Source organism: Kitasatospora sp. NBC_00315, from assembly GCF_041435095.1.
Classification (GTDB): domain Bacteria; phylum Actinomycetota; class Actinomycetes; order Streptomycetales; family Streptomycetaceae; genus Kitasatospora.
Genome location: NZ_CP108025.1, coordinates 8115612 through 8136811 on the forward strand (window position 1 = coordinate 8115612; position 21200 = coordinate 8136811).

10 protein-coding genes and 2 pseudogenes are annotated in these 21200 nt (G+C 70.8%); 4 read left to right on the forward strand and 8 right to left on the reverse strand.

Annotated features, from left to right (window positions below; genetic code table 11):
- Positions 1 to 98 precede the first annotated feature (98 nt).
- The 4 genes from OG823_RS33665 to OG823_RS33680 all read right to left on the reverse strand — a co-directional run bounded on the left by OG823_RS33665 (position 99) and on the right by OG823_RS33680 (position 8576).
- Positions 99 to 2996 (reverse strand): MATE family efflux transporter, encoded by a 2898-nt coding sequence (locus OG823_RS33665; RefSeq protein ID WP_371484157.1) that lies wholly within the window; start codon positions 2994 to 2996, stop codon positions 99 to 101.
- Positions 2993 to 6643 carry an SDR family NAD(P)-dependent oxidoreductase gene (locus tag OG823_RS33670; protein WP_371484159.1) on the reverse strand — a complete coding sequence of 1217 codons (3651 nt, stop codon included), beginning with the start codon at positions 6641 to 6643 and terminating at the stop codon, positions 2993 to 2995. Before OG823_RS33670 ends, OG823_RS33665 begins: the two co-directional genes overlap by 4 nt.
- Before the next feature lie 31 nt (positions 6644 to 6674).
- Positions 6675 to 7520 (reverse strand): ACP S-malonyltransferase, encoded by an 846-nt coding sequence (locus tag OG823_RS33675; protein ID WP_371484160.1) that lies wholly within the window; start codon positions 7518 to 7520, stop codon positions 6675 to 6677.
- Between the two features lie 81 nt (positions 7521 to 7601).
- Positions 7602 to 8576 carry a hypothetical protein gene (locus OG823_RS33680; protein ID WP_371484162.1) on the reverse strand — a complete coding sequence of 325 codons (975 nt, stop codon included), beginning with the start codon at positions 8574 to 8576 and terminating at the stop codon, positions 7602 to 7604.
- A gap of 482 nt (positions 8577 to 9058) precedes the next feature.
- On the opposite strand from OG823_RS33680, the gene OG823_RS33685 reads away from it, so the two are divergent.
- The 4 genes and pseudogenes from OG823_RS33685 to OG823_RS33700 all read left to right on the forward strand — a co-directional run bounded on the left by OG823_RS33685 (position 9059) and on the right by OG823_RS33700 (position 15704).
- A complete protein-coding gene (locus OG823_RS33685; RefSeq protein ID WP_371484163.1) occupies positions 9059 to 10087 on the forward strand; it encodes a hypothetical protein in 1029 nt (342 codons plus the stop codon).
- Positions 10088 to 10430: 343 nt separating this feature from the next.
- Positions 10431 to 11447: a LacI family DNA-binding transcriptional regulator gene (locus OG823_RS33690; protein ID WP_371484164.1), complete on the forward strand. Its 1017-nt coding sequence runs from the start codon at positions 10431 to 10433 to the stop codon at positions 11445 to 11447.
- Between the two features lie 1054 nt (positions 11448 to 12501).
- Positions 12502 to 13968 (forward strand): annotated as a pseudogene (locus tag OG823_RS33695) (endo-1,4-beta-xylanase); the annotation flags it as partial.
- Between the two features lie 296 nt (positions 13969 to 14264).
- Positions 14265 to 15704, forward strand: a complete 1440-nt coding sequence (locus OG823_RS33700) for a non-reducing end alpha-L-arabinofuranosidase family hydrolase (protein WP_371484166.1) — start codon at positions 14265 to 14267, stop codon at positions 15702 to 15704.
- Between the two features lie 415 nt (positions 15705 to 16119).
- On the opposite strand, the gene OG823_RS33705 is transcribed toward OG823_RS33700, so the two are convergent.
- The 4 genes and pseudogenes from OG823_RS33705 to OG823_RS33720 form a co-directional block, all read right to left on the reverse strand.
- Positions 16120 to 17643 carry a glycoside hydrolase family 43 protein gene (locus OG823_RS33705; RefSeq protein WP_371484167.1) on the reverse strand — a complete coding sequence of 508 codons (1524 nt, stop codon included), beginning with the start codon at positions 17641 to 17643 and terminating at the stop codon, positions 16120 to 16122.
- A 160-nt stretch (positions 17644 to 17803) separates the two neighbouring features.
- Entirely contained in the window at positions 17804 to 19303 is a 1500-nt protein-coding gene (locus OG823_RS33710) for an alpha-N-arabinofuranosidase (RefSeq protein ID WP_371484168.1), read from the reverse strand.
- A gap of 1075 nt (positions 19304 to 20378) precedes the next feature.
- Positions 20379 to 20537, reverse strand: a pseudogene (locus tag OG823_RS33715) (IS6 family transposase); the annotation flags it as partial.
- A gap of 198 nt (positions 20538 to 20735) precedes the next feature.
- Positions 20736 to 21149, reverse strand: a complete 414-nt coding sequence (locus OG823_RS33720) for a MarR family winged helix-turn-helix transcriptional regulator (RefSeq protein ID WP_371484747.1) — start codon at positions 21147 to 21149, stop codon at positions 20736 to 20738.
- Positions 21150 to 21200 lie beyond the last annotated feature (51 nt).

The window sequence follows — 21200 nt, forward strand, 5'->3', positions numbered from 1 at the left end:
CACCGGATCGACCTGAACCACGGCCACGAACCCGCCCACCGATCACCCTGCCCAGCCGGAGATCACCGAGATCACCGAGATCACCGACAGAGTCAAGCTCAGTCGAAGTGTTTGAGCAGTGGCCACAGGTGCTCCCACGTGTATTGCTGCCCGGTGCACACCAGGATCGGCAGGCCCTGCTCGATGTTGGCGATGTCCTGACCGTTGTCGATGTGCCCGGCGACGACGCAACTGCGCCAGTACGGCTGAAGGGCCTGCGGGCTGTAGCCGACGGCGATGGTGGTGCCGGACACGCCGGTGGGCCGGCCGAAGCGGCTGTACCCGTTCTGGTCGGCGTAGACGGTGGGCAGACCGAGAGCGGGGCCGTAGTGGGCCAGGGCCCCGGCCTCGCCGTAGTTGACGGCGAGCAGGGTGGCACCGGGATATCGGCGCTCCACCGCGGCTACGTCCTGGGCGAGTTGGGGCCAACCGATGGAGTCGGCGTTGAAGGGGTTCACCGCGGTCAGGTGCCGGTAGACGGACACCGGCAGCAGCGGCGGCCCCACTGCCAGGGTGACGGCGGCGGCGGCCGCGGCGAACACGGCGAACCATCGCCGTCCGGCCGGCCGGCGTTCCGCCAGCCGGACGGCCCCGGCGCCGAGCAGCAGCGGGTACCAGCCCATGGGGTAGTAGAAGTTGCCGCCGGCGACGACCACGATCACGAGGCTCACCACGTAGGCGACGGGCAGCAGCCGGTAGCGGGTGTCCCTCCAGGTGAGTCTCCAACCCATCACCCACAGCCAGGTGAGCAGTGTGGCCGCCTCCACCTGCATGGGGAGGGCGGTGAACCGCTTGGTCCAGGTGGACAGGTGGCCGGCCATCGTGAACTGCGGCCAGCCGTGCTGCGCCTGCCAGATGAGGTCCGGCGAGGCGATGGCGAGCGCCAGCAGCACGGACAGCCAGACGGCGCGGTCGCGCAGCAGCCGGGCGTTGCCGGTGAGCGGGGCGGCGACCAGCAGTGACAGCGCCAGTATCACGATGTTGTTGTTGTTGAGCATCCCGAGGCCCAGCGTGGCGCCGAAGCCGTACCACAGGCGGCGGTCGCCGGTCCGCAGGATCCGTAGCAGCAGCCAGATCGCCACGGACCAGAAGAAGACGCTGGTGGTGGCGGTGGTGAACAGGTGTCCCTCGACGAGCACGAGCACGGAGGCCGAGACGGCGATCGCGGCGATCTGCTGGGCGCTGTGCGAGCGCCTCTCGTCTCTCCCGGCGAGTTCCCTGGCGCACAGGACCGACATCAACGCGGTGGCGACCGCGAACAGCATCGGTGCGATGCGCACGACCTGCACCGAGTCGCCGCCGAACCAGGTCTCGGCGCGGACGATCAGTGGCACCAGGGGCGGCTGGTCGTCGTAGCCGGCAGCGAGATGGCGGCTTGCGGCGAGCCAGTACAGCTCGTCGCGGAAGTAGCCGTAGCGGCCGGCGGTGGCCAGCAGGACGGCGCAGGCGCACAGCAGCGGCGCCAGCACCCGTTTCCAGGGGATCCCGGGCAGTGCCGGCGTCCCGGCCGGCCTGCGGCGCAGGTGGCGGCGGACGGCGATCGCGGTGTACAGCGCGCCGACGATCCAGCCGAGGTCGACGGCCCACATCACGCCGTCGGCGCCGTGCCGCACCCGCAGCAGGTACGACAGCGGCAGGCGGACGGCGATGAACGACACGATCGTGCACACCAGTGGCACGACGGTACGGCCGATGCCGTTGAGCGCGCCGTGTATGACGGCCATGACGGCGTAGAGGACGAAGCAGGGGTAGGTGATGAGGATGTAGACCTCCACCAGATGCCGGGTGACGGGATCGGTGGTGGCGGCTGCGGCGAGGGCGGGGCGCAGGACGATCACGGCGAGGCTGACGGCGAGCGCCAGCGCGAGCGTGAAGGGCAGCGTCCGGCGGACGGCGTGGCGGACCCGGTCCGGTCTGCCGGCGCCGAGGTTCTGGGCGACGAAGACGGTGAGCGCGCCGGACAGGTCGAGGAACGCGGTGGCGGCGAAGAACTCCAGGCGGCCGACGACGGTGACCGCCGCGAGCAGTGACGCGCCGAGGGGGGCGACGATCCGGATGAGCGCCACGATGCCGAGCGCGATGAGCAGTTGCTGGGTGGCGCCGGGAAGGCCGAGGCGCAGGGCGGCGGCGGCCTCGGTACGCGCACCCTTCCAGCCGTGGGAGCGACGCGGCGCCAGGTCGCGTCTGCGGCGCAGGAGGGCCAGCCCGGCGGCGGCGGTGCCGGTGGCGGCGGTGACCGTGGCGAGGGCAGCGCCGACCACGCCCAGGTGGAGCACCACGACGTAGAGCCAGGCGAGGAGGATGTTGGCGAGGCTGCTGCCGATCATGAGCCGCATCTGGGCGCGGGAGTCGCCGAGGCCGCGCAGCAGGGCACAGACGGCGGAGACCGCGAAGACGGACGGGAAACCGTAGCTGAGCGTCGACAGGAGCACCTGGGCGTCGTGGAGGACCTCGCCGCGTGCGCCGGTGAGCCGCAGCAGGGTGTCGCCGGCCGTGCGGGCGACGAGGAAGCACAGCGCAGCCCATACCGCGGTGGCAAGTGCCAGGGCGGCGGCGACGGTGGCGGGGCCCCGTCGGGAGCGTTCCCCGGTGAAGCGCGCGAGGCGGATGGCGAAGCCGGTGGTCAGGCCGAGGAAGACGCCGTCCGCGAGGAAGTACAGCGGCTGGACGACGCCGGCGGCCGCGAGGGCGTCGACGCCGACCCAGTGGCCGAGGACGGCGCCGTCGGCGAGGAGGTAGGTCTGCTGGAGGAGATTGGACAGGGTGAGGGGCACGGCGAAGCGGAGTACGGACCGCAGGACGGGGCCGCGGGTCAGGTCCGGGTAGCCCCGGTCGGGGTGCTCGGCCGCCATGGCGTCGGCGGGCGGGGCCCCCACGGCGGGGGCCCCGCTCCCGGCGCGGGCGGCGCCCGGGGACGCGGTGTCCCCGGGCGGCCCGGTACGGATCGTCCCGCTCATACCAGGTGACCGTCGGCGGCGTGCCGGCGCTCGTCGGCGATCTTGGCCTGGGCGGCGACCGTGCGGTCCACGAGGAGGTCGCTGCTCTGCATCTCGATGCCCAGCACCGAGGCGACGGTGGCCACCAGCGACATCCCGGTTATCGAGTCGATGCCGAGGTCGAAGAGGTCGGCATCGACGTCGATGCTGGTGAAGCCGAAGACGTGGGCCCAGCAGCGACCGATCGTCATCTCGGTGTCGGTGTACTTGCCGTCGAGGCGGCCGGTGAGTTCGACCGGCAACTCCTCGATCTCCTTGCGCACCCGTCCGGCGCTCCGTTCGCGGCGCGAGGCACGGCGGCGCGAAGCCTCCTGGAGTTTGGCGGCCATCAGCGGTTCGAGTGCTATGTGGTAACCGGGCAGGGCGTCGGCGTAGTCGCCCTCGTAGTGCAGTTCGCCGCCGAACACCCGGGCCCGGTCCGAGCGCAGGCCGGCGTCCGCGATCGAGAGGCCGAGCGCGGTGGGCAGCGCCTTGAAGGTGGTGTCGACGTTGGCGTGGCTCCGGACGGCCATGCCGATCTCCTTCCACGAAACCCAGTCGAAGGTGATGACGTGGCAGTCGGGATCGGTCTCGGACTCCGCCAGGGTGTCCAGGAACTGGTTGGCGGAGGCGTAGTCGGCCTGCCCGATGGCGGGGAACACGGCCGCCACGGAGGAGAAGTGGACGATGAAGTCGGGCCGGTCGTCGCGGGTCAGCAGGTCAAGGACGAACGCGCCGTGGATCTTGGGGCGGATCACCGCTTCGAAGTCCTCCTGGGAGCGCTGCGTGATGACCTCCCCTCCGGGGATGCCGGCCGCGTGGACGATGCCGTCGATGCGGCCGAAGCGCTCCCGGACGGTGGCGACGGCCGTCCCCAGGGCCTCGGGGTCGCCGGCGTCGGCGGCGAGGACCAGGACCTCCGCCCCCAGATCGCGCAGCTCCCGCAGGGCGAGCCGCAGCCGGGCCTCGGGCGAGCCGTCGTCGCCGGCCGTGTCCGGGCCGATGCCGCAGGCGCCGGAGCGGCTGAGCAGTACGAGGTTGATGCCGGGTCGGCGGGCCGCGAACTCGCGGCACAGGGCGAGGCCCAGCCCGGCGGTGCCGCCGGTGACCAGGTAGGTGCCGCCGGGCTTGAGGTAGTCGCCGCGGTCGGCGATGTCGGTACTCGGCAGTTCGGCGAACGTCTCGCGCAGGCGGATGCCGTCGCGCAGCGCGACGACGGAGGTCTCGGAGCCGAGGATCTCGTCGAGGACCGCGCGGGCGGGCGTGGCGTCGTCGGTGTCGACGACGGAGACGGTGATGTAGGGGTACTCGCGGCTCACGCTCTTGGCCATGCCCGTCAGCGTGGAGTTCTCGACGACGACGCCGGGCTCCGCGCGGCGGGAGGCCAGGGCGGTGCGGGTGAGGACGGCCAGGTGGAGCTGGGCGCCTTCGGTGATCAGGGCCTTGGAGAGACGGAACAGGCTGTAGAGGTTCTTGTCCAGGCGGGAGTCGAGGGTGGCGATGTCCCGGGCCGGTTCGGCCTCGAAGCCGAGGGCGTGCACGAGGTGGGTCACGCCCTCGTCCACGGCCCGAACCGCCAGGTCCTCCCAGAAGGCGTCGGCGCTCGCCCCGCCGGCCGGGTCCTCGGGCACGCGTACGATCTGCTCGTCCGTCAGTCCGCCTTCACGGAGGACTGCTTCGGCGGCGGTGGAGCCGTCGACCAGGGCGAGCACCCGGGCCTCGGGGTCGGCGGCGGGGGCGGGTTCGTTCGCGGGCCGGAAGACGATCTGGTGGGTCGCGGGGCCCTCGGACCCGGGTGCGCCGAGCGCGAGGGACTCCCGCCAGTTCTCGGGGAAGTCGATCCAGGCGCGGCGTTCGTCGAACTGGTAGGGCGGAAGGTCGACCAGGCGCGGGGTCGAACCGGCGCCGCGGCGGGCGTCGGCTTCGAGGTCGGCCCCGGCGGCCCAGGCGGCGGCCCGGGCTGCGAGTTCCGGATCGGCCGCTTCGGCGAGGCCGGGCGCCCAGAACGCCCAGTCCGGGTGGCTGGAGTGGAACGGCGCGGCGTCCGTGAGCCGGTTCGCGGCCAGCGCCTCCAGGCGCGAGCGCAGGTCGCCGAGGTCGGAGACGACGAGGGCGAGCCGGTGGCGATGGGCGGCGCGGGAGCGGTGGACGGTGGCGCACAGCTCCGCAAGGGCGACTCCGTCGAACAGACCGCGCTCGAACCAGTCCGTGTAGGCGCGGACCAGCAGCCGCAGCGACTCCTCGCTGTGCGCGCTGAGGGTGAACAGCTGCGGCGCGGCTGCGGGTTCGCCGATGGTGGCGGGCGCCGGGGCCGGCGCGGCGTACTCCTCCAGCACCACATGGCAGTTGGTGCCGCCGAGCCCGAACGCGCTGACGCCGCACCGCAGCGGGCCGTCCTCGCTGCTCCACGGTTCGGCGCTGGTGGGGACGCGGACGGGCGAGTCGTCGAAGTCGATCCGGGAGTTGGGCTGCTCGAAGCCCGCCAGCGGCGGCAGCCGGCGGTTGCGCAGGATCAGCGCCGCCTTGATGAGGCCCATGACGCCGGAACCCTCGAAGAGGTGCCCGATGTTGGCCTTGACGGTGCCCACCGCGCAGAACCGGCTGTCGCCGGTGTGCGGGGCGAACGCCTGCCGCAGGCCCTCGATCTCGATGGGATCCCCCAACGTCGTCGCGGTGCCGTGCAGTTCGATGTAGCCGATGCTGCGCGGGTCGACACCGGCGTTCGCCCAGGCCGTGTTGAGGAGGTCCGCCTGCGAGGCGGAGTCGGGCGTCGTCACCCCGCCGGCGACGCCGTCGTGATTGACGGCGCTGCCCTTGATGACGGCGTACACCCGGTCGCCGTCGGCCAGGGCGCGGTCGAGGCGCTTGAGGACGACGGCGCCCGAGCCCTCGCCGTAGCCGGTCCCGTCGGCGCGCTCGTCCAGGGTACGGGTGTGGCCGTCGGACGACTCGATGCCGATTCGGGTGTCCGGGTGGTCGATCGGCGCGCTGACGATGCGCGCCCCGGCGACGACCGCGGTGTCGCAGTCGCCCAACAGCAGGGCGTTCTTGGCCTGGTGGACGGCCACGAGCGAGGCGGAGCAGGCGCTGTCCACCACCATGCTGGGACCACGCAGGTCCAGCAGGTGCGAGAGGCGGTTGGCCATCATGGTGGGCACGTTCCCGGTGAGCGCCGGCTGGATCAACGACCGGTCGATCTTGGACAGGTACTCCAGGTAGGCCGAGCCCGGGTTGACGGCGAAGCCGACGAAGACGCCGGTACGGCTGCCGCGCAGCCGAGAGGCCTGGTAACCCGCGTCCTCGAAGGCCAGGTACATGGCGCGGATGGCGTGCCGCAGGTGCGGTTCGGTGGTCGCGGCCTGTTTCGGGGTCATCCCGAAGAACTCGGCGTCGAAGTACTCCGGGTGTTCCAGGTAGGCACCGTCGCGGTAGGCGATGTCGGAGTCCGCGGGGGAGCGGACGGTCGTGCCGAAGACGTAGTGCAGGTAGTTTTCGATGCTCCGGGCGCGGTGCTCGGGGAAGCGGCCGGTGAGGTTCCTCCCCTCGGCGACGAGGTCCCAGAACCCGTGGATGTCCCGTGCTCCGGGTACCTCCACCGAGATGCCGACGATAGCGATGTCCGAGCTCAAGGTCTTCTCCTTCGGGGCGGGCGCAGCGCGGTCAGGCGATCGCGGGCAGCAGGGAGGTGAGCGTGGTGCCGTTGGCCTCGTCGAACCGGGTGACGCCGGTGGCCCGCAGCGAGCGCACGGTGCGCACCCACTCCACGGGGGCGGTGATCTGTGCGGTGAGCAGCGCGGCGGCGCGGGCCGGCTCGAAGGCAGACGCCGTGACGCCGGAGAACACCGGAACGGCGGGAGGCCCGAAGGCCTGGCCGCTCAGGGCGGCCATGAACGCCCGCGCCGCGGGCGCCATCAACGGGGTGTGGAAGGGGCCGCTGACCGGCAGCGGGACCACTGCCCGGGCGCCCGCGGACCGCAGCACACCGGCGGCGTCGGCCATCTCGTCCCGGCCGCCGGCGACGACGGTCTGCCGGTCGGAGTTCCGGTTGGCCACGTAGACGTTCCGCACCCGCGCTTCCAGCAGCGCCGACGCCACGTCGTCGGCGCTTATCCCCGCCACAGCCGACATCCCCCCTCCGTGAACCGAGGCCATGGCCTCCGCCCGTGCCCGCACCAGGCGCAGGGCCTCGACCAGGGAGAGGCAGCCGGCAGCCACCAGAGCGTTGTACTCGCCCAGGCTGTGGCCGGCGTAGCAGGCGATGGGCTCGGCCTCATCGCCCTCCTCCGCCTGGCGCCGCCGTGCGTCGAGGGCGTTGACGAGGAAGACGGCGGGCTGCGCGTATCGGGTGTCGCCCAGCCGCCCCTCGGGGTCGTGCAGGCACAGCTCCCGGATCGAGTAGCCGAGCACCGCGTCGGCCGCCTCGACCTCCTCCGGGAACAGGTCGAACACATCGGCGCCCATACCGCGGCGTTGGACGCCCTGGCCGGGGAAAACGAGGCAGCGCACGGCGTGCCCCCCTATCTGTGGTGTGAAGGTCTCGCGCGCGGGGCGGTGCTCCGCTCGCGACGTCGTTCGGTGCCGTGGCGGTCAGATCGAGGTGAACCGCGCGGCCGATCCGCTCTCACGCAGCCGCGACCGCGTCAGCGCGGCCGCGGAGACGCCGGGGCCGATGTCGAGGACCACGTCCGGAGCCAGCTCCGCCATGGCGGCGTCGACGACGACCGGCCAGTCGAAGGAGCGGCACATCTGCTGCGCGGCCACCTCGTACAGGACGTGGGGCGAGAACTGCAGGTTGGCGGGCGTGCCGGTGCCGTAGACCGGCATGGTCAGGCCGTCGCCCTTGACGGGCTGCCAGTTGTGGTCGACGTCCCGGCCGATCAGCGCCATGGCGGACGCCAGCACCGCGCTGTGGAAGGGGGCGGTGGCGCTCAGGTAGGTCCAGCGGGCACCGGGCCGTTCGAAGAGTTCGTCCTCGGCGAGCCGGAGCCGCATCAGCGCTTCGGTACCGCCGGTGAGGACGTGGAAGGTGGGCGAGTTGACGAGGCCGATCTCCACCCGGCCGCCCGGACCGCTGCCGCTGCGTCGGATCGCCTCGTCGAGCGCCGGGCGCCGCGGGCCCACGACGGCGGCCATCGTCCCGGGGACGCCGGCCCCCGGCCCGAGTGCGGCGTGCCGGCGCAGCAGTTCCCCGTCCGGCCGCGGTGCCGCGGGAATGACCTGGTGGCAGCGCAACAGCGCCACGGTGACCTGGGCGATCGAGCGTGCGGCGGCCGCCGTGTACTCGCGGCGGCCCTCGACGGGCAGGGCCGAGAAGACGGCGGCGTAGCTGCCCAGGCTGTGCCCGACCGCTCCCACCGGGCGCAGGCCGCCCGACCGGGTCGCCCGGGCCAGCGGATTTCCCGGCCCCGGCTGGAGGACGCACAACTGGTAGATGTGCAGCAGCACGCCCTCGGCCACCGAGCCGCGCGCCGCCGCGGGCAGCGGCCGGTCGCCGCAGTCGGCGAGCCACTCGCGTATCGGTAACCCGCCGGGCAGGAAACGGGCGCATTCCTCGCGTCCCACGATCTCGAAGGCCGTTTCGACGCCCGTGAAAGCCGATGCGAAGAAACGAGAATTCTGCTGTTGTCGGAACAGTTCGCGGAGCCTGCTGATCAGCGGGCCTTCGGGATCACCCAGCCCGCCGAAATGAAGTAACGCCCGCACAGGTTGTCCTCACCCGTAGTAGGAGGCGTGCCGCCCGGAGTGAAATTCGCAGCACCGGCTCGCCGGACCGCCGTGAATCCTGCCCGTGACGAGCTGAAGCCGTGATCGGTTACTCGGGAAACAATATGCAGCCGCGCTTGATTGCCGGTCAAAGCCCGATGAAACTTACATTCGCGCCGGCGCTGCCGGGTCGAGTGGCGCCCGCGGAACACCTGGTGCTCCTTGACGGTGCCCCCCGCTGACGCAAGGATCTCCTTGTAGCCGCCTGTCTACGTCCGCCATTGTTGTCGGGCGCTGGAATGGAGGATCGCCCCGACCAGTACGTGAGGGAAGGAACCACGGTGGCGCTCACCGACCGGATGATCCGGATGCCGGATATCGACCGCATCCGCACTCAGGACCCGAACAACCACCTCCATTGCCGGAGGGCGCAACTCCTGGCCTACGTCGCGGGCAGCACCTCGTGGTCCGACCTTCTGATGTACCGGGCGCTCGGCTCTACCGCGGCCGTCTACCGCCACTGCCACCTGCGTGGAAAGGACCGCTGGGCGTTCGAGACGCCCTACGTGACCGAGGGCGATCTGCGACTGCTCGGGTTCGAACTGCTCTCGGCCGGTACGGTGGACATCGACCGCTTCCGATCCGGCCTGCCCGAGTTCCTCGCCTCGGGGCATCCGGTGTTCTTCTACGCGCCCCGGCACCACTTCCCCCACTGGGTGGAGTTCATGCGCCGGGTCGGCACCGTTGCGGAGGACCACCGACTGCTGCATTCGTTCCTCGTGTGCGGGGCGAGCAGCACCGAGGTGCTGCTGCTCGACAACACCTCCGACGACCACGAATACTTCCCGCTGACGGTGGGGTGGGACGTGCTGCGCGAGGGGTACGCCCGGGAGCCGGAGCGCTGGTTCGTCGACTGCTCCACCGCGGTGCTCAGGTCGGTCCCCGACCTGGACGGATTCGAGTCCGCGTACCGCGGGTTCCTGGCCCGGTTCCGCGACGGGTTCCAGATCTACGACCTCATCGGTGAGAGCCTGGTCGCCGAGCGCGCGTCGGCCGACGCCGTGTACCGTGCGCCCGGCGTCAACAGCATCGCCCTGCTGGCGGGTTCGCGCACCCTGTTCAGCCGGTTCCTGGCACTCACCCGGCACGGCGAGCAGGTCCGCGCCGCGTACGCGGGCGTCGCGCGGCTGGCCACCGTGCTCTCGGAGCAGATCAACGCCTTCCACGCCGGGACGCCTACGCTGTCGGCGGACCGGATTCGCAGCGGTCTGGCCGAGTTGAGGCAGCGCGAGCAGCGGGCGGCGGCGCTGCTGACGGACGAGGCGGCCCGGCTGCCGCGGATCCTGCCGAGCGACGTCGACAGCCGGTGACCACGTGTCGGCCGCGACTGCGGGTGGGCCGTGGTCGAGGAGCCGGTGGTCGGCGAGCAGCGCGTAGCGGGCCACGACGATCGCGCGGACCCGCCGGACCCTGGTGTGAGGGTGCGTCAGACACTGGGATCATGGATGGGGCGACTGCCGCGTCGAAGCTCTGACACGACCGCCCGACACACGTACCGAGCGACGATCAGTGACACCCGAAACCGCCGCCCCCACCGAGTCACGATCCGACAAGCTCCGGTCCGACCCTGCCCGGCCATACCCGGCGTCCCCGCTCGTTCCCGCTCGTTCCCGTCTCCGGACACCGGGTGTCCGGTACCTCGTGGAGAAGTCCGTGCCCGCACCCGCCGACACCGTCGCAAGCCCACCCACCCTCGCTGACGTGGCCCTGCTCGCCGGCGTTTCGACGGCCACCGCGTCCCGGGTCCTCACCGGCTCGGCCCGGGTGAGCGAGGAGACGAATCGCCGTGTCCAGGAGGCCATCTCAAAGCTCGGATACGTACGCCGCCGAGCGCCCTGGACGCACCGGCCGCACGGCGGATCCATCGCCGCGATCATCACCGAGTCCAACGAGCGGTTCTTCTCGGACCCGTTCTTCGCCCGCCTGCTCCACGGCGCGTCGCGGATCCTCGCCCCCGTCGGCTACCAGCTGGCATTCGTCGCGGTGCGGGATCAGAGCGAGTACGCGGCGGCGGCCCGTTTCGTGAACCGCGGAGTCGACGGGGTCATGCTGGTCTCCTCCCACGGCTCGGATCCGTTGATGCCTCTGCTGGACACGGCGAGGGTGCCCACCGTGCTGTGCGGCCGGCCGCTGGCGGAACACGGTGCCCCGTACGTGGACACCGACAACTACGGCGGTGCGCAGGCCGCCGTGCACCACCTGCTCGCGGCAGGCCGCCAGCGCATCGGGACCATAGCCGGGCCGCGCGACATGGCTGCGAGCCAGGACCGGCTCCGGGGTTTCACCGAGGCCCTGGCGGCCACCGGCCTGGAGCCCGTCGTCGACCTCGGGGACTTCTCCCTCGAGTCCGGCGAACACGCCATGACCCGGCTGCTCAGGCGCCGCCCCGACCTCGACGCCGTCTTCGTCGCCTCCGACCTGATGGCGGCCGGGGCCTTACGCTCACTGCGTCGGGCGGGACGTCGCGTGCCCGACGATGTCGCGGTCATCGGCTTCGACGACGATCCGGTGGCCCAGTACACCCACCCCCCGCTCAGTACGATCCGGCAGCCGGTGGAGGAGCAGGGCTCGACGATGGCCCGTCACATCCTCGCGCTGATCGAGAACAAGACGAAACCGGACCCCAGGACCCTGCTGCCCACCACCCTCATATGTCGCGAATCGGCCTGAACCGGCTCGCCACGTGGTCGGTGAATGCAACGCGGGCTTGTGTGCCACGTTCGCAGGACTGCGAGCCGGCGGCGCAGTACGGGGATTCCCGGGTCCTGCTGGTGCGCACTGACCCCCACCAGCTCCGCCCGCTCTCAAGGTCGATCATTTCGAGAGTTCCTTCCCTGGTTCACCGGTAACGATCCGCACAGGATTGAACGCGTTCAGCTCATCTATGACGGGTCATCGCCACAGGTCGGCGGCAGCTCGACGGTGTCCACGACATCCGGATCTCCGTGCCCGGTGCTGGAGGCGGCGGGTGATCCGGGCCAGGGCACGGGCGGGGTGCTGGAGGCGGCGGTGGCCGGCGTGACGGCCGCGGTCACGGTGGCGGGCGGGCTGGTGCGGGACCTGCCGGGGGCCTGTCGGGCGCCCCTGCGGTTCGAAACTTTCGATGACTTGATGTCTCAGGTTGCGACCTGCGGCGCCGAGGGGTTGCAGTCGATTGGCCAAGTTCTTGGGTCTGCCTCGGCTGCCAGGCGTCTGGCCAGGGAATATTCAGGTAAGGGGCATTGGGGGAGGAGCGATACTTTCACTGCTCTGGTCGAAAGTATTGACAGCCTGTCGGGTGCAGGCCAACACTGGCGCCGTCGACAAGTCAATGTGCCCTACTTCGACACCCAGGCCCTCGTCGCCACTCCAACGGCGCGGGCGACAACTGGGGCATGACCATCGCGAAGAACGGCAGCACCACCTGGCGGGCGGTCTCCTGCCTGTGAGCTGACTCAGTGTCGGCTCACGGGCAGGGTGCGCGGCCGCCGTGAATTGTTAACGCTAACAGACAGTTCCGCCAGCCATTCGGATCCCTTCCGTCGGCCGAACCCCACAAGGGTACGGGCGGCACGTCATCCGGCGGAACAGCTCCTGAGCGGGCCCAGGCACCACGGGCACCACCGGCTCCGCCCGGCAGGAGCGGCCCGGCCGATCACGCGCCGGCACAACCGTCGGGACGAGGTGCCTGGTCCCGACCGGTGCGCAGGCATACCCCCCCCACACGCAAGGAGAACGATCCGTCATGCCATGGCTCAACAAGCAGCCCCGTCTCCGCAAGGTCCTGACGGCGGCGGTATGCGTAGTCGTCAGCTCGGTCACAGCCGCTACCGCGAGCCCTGCGGCCCACGCTGCCGGGGCAACCACCCTGGGGGCGGCAGCAGCCGGCAGCGGCCGCTACTTCGGCACGGCAGTACCCGCGGGCAAGCTCGGCGACTCGACGTACGCGGGCATCCTGGACCGGGAGTTCACCATGGTGACCCCGGAGAACGAGATGAAGTGGGACACCGTCGAACCCTCCCGGGGGTCGTTCAACTTCGCCCCCGGCGACTCGATCGTCAGCCACGCCTCCGCACACGGTCAGCGCATGCGCGGCCACACGCTGGTCTGGCACTCCCAACTGCCCAGCTGGGTCAGCTCCATCACCGACGCCAACACCCTGCGCAGTGTGATGAACAACCACATCACCCAGGAGATGGCGCACTACAAGGGCAAGATCTACGCCTGGGACGTGGTCAACGAGGCCTTCGCCGACGGCGGCAGCGGCCAGCACCGCAGCTCCGTGTTCCAGAACGTGCTGGGCAACGGCTTCATCGAGGAGGCCTTCCGCACCGCCAGGAACACCGACCCCTCGGCCAAGCTCTGCTACAACGACTACAACATCGAAAACTGGTCCGACGCCAAGACCCAGGGCGTCTACAACATGGTCAAGGACTTCAAGTCCCGCGGCGTGCCCATCGACTGCGTCGGCCTCCAGAGCCACTTCGGCGCCGGCGGCCCGCCCGCCAACTTCCAGACCACCCTGTCGAGCTTCGCCGCGCTCGGCGTCGACGTCCAGATCACCGAACTCGACATCGCCCAGGCCTCCACCACCGCCTACGCCAACACCGTCCAGGCCTGCCTCAACGTCGCCCGCTGCACGGGCATCACGGTGTGGGGCATCCGCGACAGCGATTCGTGGCGCACCGGTGAGAACCCGCTTCTGTTCGACAACAGCGGCAACAAGAAGCCCGCCTACAGCGCGGCGCTCACCGCCCTGGGCGGCAGCGCCGGCACACCGGGCGGGGGCATCACCTCCGGCGCGCTCTACACGCTCTCCGACGTGGCCGCCGGACGCGTTCTCGACGAGCCCGCGGGACAGAACGGCAACGGCACCCAGCTCCAGGTGTGGGACGCAAGCGGTGCCTCCAACCAGCAGTGGCGGGCCGGCCAGAACAGCGACGGCTCCTACACCCTGACCAACGTCGCCAGCGGCCGGGCACTGGACGAGCCGGGCAACCAGACCGGCAACGGGACCCGTATGCAGGTCTGGGACTCCAACGGCGGCGCCAACCAGCACTGGCGGGCCGGCCAGAACAGCGACGGCTCCTACACCCTGACCAACGTCGCCAGCGGCCGGGCACTGGAGATCCCCGGCGGTCAGACCGCCAACGGCACTCCCGTCCAGATCTGGGACTCCAACGGCGACGCCAACCAGCACTGGAACTTCAGGTGAGCTGAGCCGCGGAGGCACGTACCTCCGCCGGATCCCCTCGCCCCGTCGGGAAACCGCCGCGCGCCACCGCGTGGGTGCGATCCACCCGGTACCGCAGCGCGGCTTGACGAAGCTCCGGGACATCAGGCAACGCGCGGTTCAGCACCCGTACGACACCTTGACGTCCCCTGGGCCGGGGGAGGATTCCCGCCCCGGCCCAGGGGTGCCCCTGCATGCGCGCGCTCACGGCGGCACGCGCGTGTGAGCGATAACAAAGCCGTGTGACAGCTCTATCCGTTCACAAGGAGGTACCCATGCGCAGTCGAAGTTCCAGCCGCAGGAGGTTGTCCGCGGCGTTCGCCGCCGCGGTTGCGATCGTGGCGGCGTTGGCGGCGATGCTCGTCGCCGGCCCGGCCCAGGCGGCCACCAGCTCTGCCGTGCGCGGTGTGGGTTCCGGCCGGTGTCTCGACGTGGTGAACGCCGGCCAGAGCGACGGCGCGCAGTTGCAGATCTACGACTGCTCGGGCGGGGCCAACCAGCTGTGGACGGCGACGTCCGCCGCCCAGCTGACCGTCTACGGCAACAAGTGCCTCGACGTCCCGAACCACGCCACCACGGCAGGTACCCGGGTGCAGATCTGGGCCTGCAGCGGCGCCGCGAACCAGCAGTGGCGGGTGAACTCCGACGGCACGATCGTCGGAGTCGAGTCCGGGCTGTGCCTGGACGTCACGGGCACCGGCACGGCCAACGGCACGGCCGTGGAGCTCTGGACCTGCAACGGCCGCAGCAACCAGCAGTGGACCGGCCTGACCGGGACCACACCGACGACGCCCCCGCCGACCGGCGGCACCTGCACCCTCCCGTCGACCTACCGGTGGTCGTCCACCGGCGCGCTGGCGCAGCCGGCCAACGGTTGGGCCTCGCTGAAGGACTTCACGGACGTGGTCTACAACGGCAAGCACCTGGTCTACGCGTCGAACGTGAACGGGTCGTCGTACGGTTCGATGGCGTTCAGCCCCTTCACCAACTGGTCGGACATGGCGTCGGCCGGCCAGAGCGGGATGAGCCAGGCCGCCGTGGCCCCCACGCTGTTCTACTTCGCGCCCAAGAACATCTGGGTGCTGGCGTACCAGTGGGGCGCGTGGCCCTTCATCTACCGCACCTCCAGTGACCCCACCAACCCCAACGGCTGGTCCTCGCCGCAGCCGCTGTTCACCGGCAGCATCCCCAACTCCGGCACCGGCCCGATCGACCAGACCCTGATCGCCGACGGCCAGAACATGTACCTGTTCTTCGCCGGTGACAACGGCAGCATCTACCGGGCGAGCATGCCGATCGGGAACTTCCCGGGCAGCTTCGGCTCGTCGTACACGACGGTCATGAGCGACTCGACGAACAACCTGTTCGAGGCACCGCAGGTCTACAAGGTCCAGGGTCAGAACCAGTACCTCATGATCGTCGAGGCCCAGGGTGCGAACGGGCGCTACTTCCGCTCGTTCACGGCCTCCAACCTGAGCGGTTCGTGGACCCCGCAGGCCGGCAGCGAGAGCAACCCCTTCGCGGGCAAGGCCAACAGCGGTGCCACCTGGACCAACGACATCAGCCACGGCGACCTGGTCCGCAACAACCCCGACCAGACCATGACCATCGACCCCTGCAACCTGCAGTTCCTCTACCAGGGCAAGTCCCCCACCGCGACCGGCCCCTACGACCAACTGCCCTACCGGCCGGGCCTCCTCACCCTGCAACACTGACCCGCCCGATCCACGGTGAACGAGACCAGGTACGGCCTGCCGGCGGGCAGACGATCGGCTCACGGCACGGGCGGCCCCACCTCCTGACCGCCGCTCACCGCAGTGAGGAACCCCAGCCGCACGTCGGCTGGGGTTCCTCGCTCTGTACGGTCAGGCTGTACAGACCCCCACCACCAGCGTGGGTCACCAGGACCTCCGAGACGGGTGAAGACGGCGAACTCCACTACGCCCGGAGGTCCCTCCATGATCAAGTACGGGCGAGCCCGGAGCCGGCTCCGCAGACCGCTTGATCACACGCTCGCGGACTCCACGAAACCCGGGGCAGCCCACCTCGGCCGCCGGCCACGCTCCAGGTCACGGCCCCGCCACGAACCCCGGGGGAGAGCCGGCGCCCGGGCCGGCGCCGGACCGGCCGTCAGGCGGAGGGCGCCGGCGCGTAGTCGAACCAGTCGAATGCGACAGTGCCGTCGGTCGCGTACATGCCGATGACGCGTCCGGTGAAGCCGGTCGCGACCTCGGTGGAGAGGTAACGCCCCTCCAGTTCGGCGAGCGGCCGCGCCCCCGGTGCACCGGGATCGCCGAGCCAGAAGGCGATGGTGTCGGGGCCGAGGGGCTCGACACCGGCGCATTCGGGGGACGGGGACACGATGTCGGTGGTCCGGACCGTCACGCTGAGGGCGAGCGGGCCCGAGGGCACCGAGCGGCGGGCCACGGTCTGGCACAGCGGGCCGATGCGGGCAACGACCCGCACTTCTCCCTCGCCGGCCTCCAGGTCGTAGTGGTGCGCCTCGTCCATGCGCACGCTCAGGCCACCCCGTCCCGTGCCCGGGTCGAGCAGCGCGGCGACCCGGCAGTCGTGGTGCTGCTGGCGGCGGCCGACGAAGGTGTGGCCGGGGCGGTCGAGGGTGGGACCGGTGGCGGTGAGGGTGAGCCAGCCGGCGCGCTCGGTCAGCGACCAGGAGCCGTCGGGACGGGCGTAGGGCGAGATCCAGTGCGGGGCGAGCACGGGGGCGTCGAAGTCGTCGCGAGCGGGTAGCGCCGGGAAGGGATGCCAGGCGCCGACGGGCGCGGGGTGGCGCTCGAGCACGGGTGCCACGACGGGCCAGCCCGCTTCGTCCCATTCCACGGGGGTGAGGAAGGTTTCGCGGCCGAGCACCTGGAAGTTGGGCGTGTAGCCGCGGGGACGGGTGCCGAGCAGCACCAGCCACCAGGTGCCGTCGGGCGCCGTGACGAGGTCGCCGTGGCCGGCGCTCTGGACTGGCCGGTCGGTGCCGCTGTGGGACAGTACGGGGTTGCCGGGTGCGCCTTCCCAGGGGCCGCGCGGCGAGCGGGCGCGGGCGATGGACACGGCGTGGCCGCGTTCGGTGCCGCCCTCGGCGATCAGCAGGTACCACCAGCCGCCGATGCGGTACAGGTGCGGGGCCTCGGGCCACTTGAGGCCGGTACCGGACCAGGTGGGGAAGGGCCCCTCCAGGACCTCGCCCTTGACCGGGTCGATCCGGGCGATGTGGATGCCGGGGAGGGTGACGGCACACCAGCAGGTGCCGTCCTCCTCCCACGCCAGGTCAGGGTCGATCCCAGGGAGGTCGATCCACACCGGGTCCGACCAGGGGCCCTCGGGTCGTTCGGCGGTCACGATGTAGTTGCCGCCGCTGCTGACATTGGTGTTGATCACCCAGAAGAGGCCGTCGTGGTGGCGGATGGTCGGGGCGTAGAGGCCGCGGGAGGCCATCCTGTCGGGCAGCGGCAGCGGCAGTTGTTCGGGGCGGTCGACCACGTTGCCGATCTGCCGCCAGTGCACGAGGTCCTTGCTGTGGAAGATCGGCAGCCCGGGGAAGTACTCGAAGCTGGAGCACACCAGGTAGTAGTCGTCACCGACTCGGCACACGCTGGGGTCCGGGTGGAACCCGCTGATCACAGGATTGTCGTACGTCCGCACAGTGCGTGGTCCCTTCGGAATGCCGGCACGCGCCGGCGTTGACGGTGTTGTGATCTGGCAGGTCGCACGGGTGGCGGGTGGTCAGGGCCACCGGCCGGTGCGGGGGAGCCGGGTGCCGCGCGGGCTCCGTGACGGCGCCGGAGCTGTCTCGCGTCGTCGCTCAGCGGAGGGCGATCGCCGTCCACGACACCGGCGGCAGCTCGATGGTGAGCACGCCGTCGGCGAGCGTCGCGCTCGCGTTCGCGGAGGGAGTCACCCGGTGCTGGTCCGCGAGCGTGTTCTTCGCGTACACATCCGAGTCGGCGAGTGTGAGCGCCTCGACGACCCGCGACGAGGCGAGGCTGCGCACGTCGATCGTGACCTGTGCGGCCTCCTCCAGGCCGCGGTTGACGAGGAAGACCGCGGCCCGGTCCTCGTCGACGGTGGCCACGGCGTCGACGACGGATGCCTCGCCGTGGCGCGCCGTCTTGTACGTCGGCGCGTCGATCACGGGCCGGATCACCTCGCCGGAAGCGAGCCGGCTCGTGATCGAGAACGGGTAGAAGGTCGTCTGCCGCCAGGCCGGGCCGCCGGGCTCGGTCATGATGGGCGCGATCACGTTGACGAGTTGCGCCAGCGATGCGGAGGTGACGCGGTCGCTGCGCTTGAGGAGCGTCATGAGCAGGTTGCCGACGACGACGGCGTCCGCCACCGTGTACGTGTCCTCGAGTTGCCTAGGGGCGGAGCGCCACTCGGCGTTGACCTCCTCGGACTCCTGGTGCTCCTTGAGGTACCAGACGTTCCACTCGTCGAAGGAGACGTTGATCTTCTTGTTCGAGCGCTTCTTGTACCCCACGTGGTCGGCGGTCGCGACGACGGTGTCGATGAAGTAGTCCATGTCGATCGCCGAGGCGAGGAAGGAGCCGAGGTCGCGGTCGTACTCCTGGTAGTACGCGTGGCACGAGACGTAGTCGACGTGGTCGTAGCTGTGTTCGAGCACGGTGCGCTCCCAGTCGCCGAACGTCGGCATACCGGACCCGGAGGAGCCGCAGACGACGAGTTCGAGGTCTTTGTCGGCCATCTTCATCGCGGCGGCGGTGCGGGCGGCGATCTTGCCGTAGTCGTCAGCCGTCATGAACCCGGTCTGCCACGGTCCGTCCATCTCGTTGCCGAGGCACCACATGCGCACGTTGTGCGGGTCCGGCGTGCCGTTGGCGATGCGCAGGTCGGACAGTGCCGTGCCGGACGGGTGGTTGGCGTACTCGAGTAGGTCCAGGGCGGGCAGGATGCCCCGCGTGGCGACGTTGACCGCCAGCATCAGCTCGGAGTCGGTGAGCTTGAGCCATCGCGCGAACTCGTCGAGGCCGACCTCGTTCGACTCGAGCGAGTGCCAGGCGAGGTCGCGGCGCACCGGGCGCGTCGCGCGCGGGCCGACCGAGTCCTCCCAGCGGAAGCCGGAGACGAAGTTCCCGCCCGGGTAGCGGATGGTCGTACTGCCGAGCTCCCTGACGAGTTCGACGACGTCCATGCGGAACCCGTCGTCGTTCGCGCTCGGGTGTTGCGGCTCGTAGAGCCCGGTGTACACGCAGCGGCCGAGGTGTTCGACGAAGGAGCCGAAAGTGCGGCGTCGGACAGGGGCGATGACGGCTTTTCTGTCGAGCTCGATGTGGGCGCGGGGCAACTCAGTGGTCCTCGTTCGTGAGTAGTGGTTCCGGCCGGCCGGTCGGAGGCGCCGGTGGACGTTCCGTCCGGTCGGGACCGGTTTTTGTCGGGGTTCCAGGCCCGATGCGAGATCGCTCGCTCAGCCCGGGGCGGGTCTCGCGGTGGGCACGTGGGCGCCCGGGCTGACGCCTATGGTGTCGCGGCCCGGCGAAACCTTTCGAAACACCGGTTGCGCGCGGCGTTCTCGGACAACCGCGAACCCCGCCCCGGATGCCCGGGGCGGATCCTGGCGATGAACCCGAGGATGCCGACCGTCACCACACCGGGGCATGACAGTGGGTTCACCACGCGGAAGAAGACTCCGAGTCGGCTCGCACCGTCGATCGCGGCGGCCTCCTCGATCTCGGTCGGAACAGCCCTGATCAGGGATATCCCGAAGACCCAGCCGCGCCGGCCCATCGCCGTCCGACCCACGCGCTGTACGCGGCAGCCACTGCTGATGCCGCGCGCGGACCCGGCCGCGCGGCGGCAGACACAGCCGCGCCACACCAGGTCGCCCGAGCCGCCGTGCCACGCACATGCGGCAACCCGGACCCGTGCCCGGCACCGCTCCCGGTTTGCGCAGTCCCACGGCCTTCCCGTCCTGACCGCGGTCGGCGCCGGTCGCCTGCTGCTCCCAGGCAGGCAACGCGCGACACAGATGCGCCTGGGGAACGCCACTGAGCGCACAGACGAGTGCGCGCACATCCGCATCCAGCAGTACCTTACCGGCCCTGCGCACCGCAGTGAGGTTCGGGCGCCGGTTGAACTCCACCAGGCACCCCAGCACCGCACTTGGACCGGTGACCAGGCCCACTCTTTCACCCAGGCGCGGCCGTGCCGATCAGCTCGCTCCACGTCGACACTGGCCCGCGGGGGAAAGGAGGCTGCCGCGCCCTGATGCTGCCATGGTGCTCTTCCCGTCTGTGCGCAGTTGTGGTGAAGGCCGCCCGCCGCGGCCGAGGTTCGTCCCCCGCCCGTGTGGACGGACCGTCCGCTCCGTGGGGTGCACGCCGTCGCCGCGAATCCCGCGCCGGGCGCCGGCGGCTGCGCCCCCGGCGTCGTCGCATCCGCCCGGACCGGGGGCGTACCGGCCGCCGGTCAGCTACGTGCACGTGTCGAGCATGACTGTTCTCGGCGCGGTTGTTCAAACCGCTGTGGGCACGGTGCTCGACCGACGGCAGGGCCTCGCGCGGGGCGGCTCCGTAGGAGCGGTGACCCCGGTACGACGGCGACACGGACGACACCATCAACCGCCTCCCGACACGAACGACCGCAAGTCATCCCACGGTCACCGCCAACGTGACAGTGCCCGTCGGCTCGCTCACCCTCGCCGGTCAGCGTGCCGGCCAGTTTCCCGAAGGCCCCTTCATCGAGCACGGCAGCGGCTCGTCGGCCTCGGGTTCCGGCGGCTACAGCCGGCGGAAGACGGAACTCAGTGTTGCGATCTCCTGTGCGGAGAGCTTGTCGGTGAAGTGGCGGCGTACCGCGGCGTCCAGGCCGGGGTGCACGGTGGTGATGACCTGGCGTCCGGTGTCGGTGAGGGTGACGGTGACACCATCGGCACGTTCACGGGTGACGAGTTGGCGCTTGCCCATACGGGTGACCTGGTGGGAGATGCGGGTGCGGTCCCAGCCGAGCGACGCGGCGAGCTCGCTCTGGCGCAGGGAGCCTCCCGCCTTGCTCAGGTTGACGAGGATCGTCAGGTCCGGCTCGGACAGGCCCGCCGCCTCGGCGGCGTCCGCGATCACACGGGTTCGGACGATCTCGTGGGCGCGCTTGAAGACGGACCAGAGGTCGACGGGATCAGGTGCGGCCTCGCCCATGGGCTCGTCCGGATTGTGAGCCTCGGCGTTTGGTGTTGACATATCAACCTG

Excerpts from the sequence above, each read along its gene's own strand:
- OG823_RS33700 (WP_371484166.1), top strand. The coding sequence starts at position 14,265 with ATGCGCAGTCGAAGTTCCAGCCGCAGGAGGTTGTCCGCGGCGTTCGCC.
- OG823_RS33665 (WP_371484157.1), bottom strand. The coding sequence starts at position 2,996 with ATGAGCGGGACGATCCGTACCGGGCCGCCCGGGGACACCGCGTCCCCG.
- OG823_RS33720 (WP_371484747.1), bottom strand. The coding sequence starts at position 21,149 with ATGGGCGAGGCCGCACCTGATCCCGTCGACCTCTGGTCCGTCTTCAAG.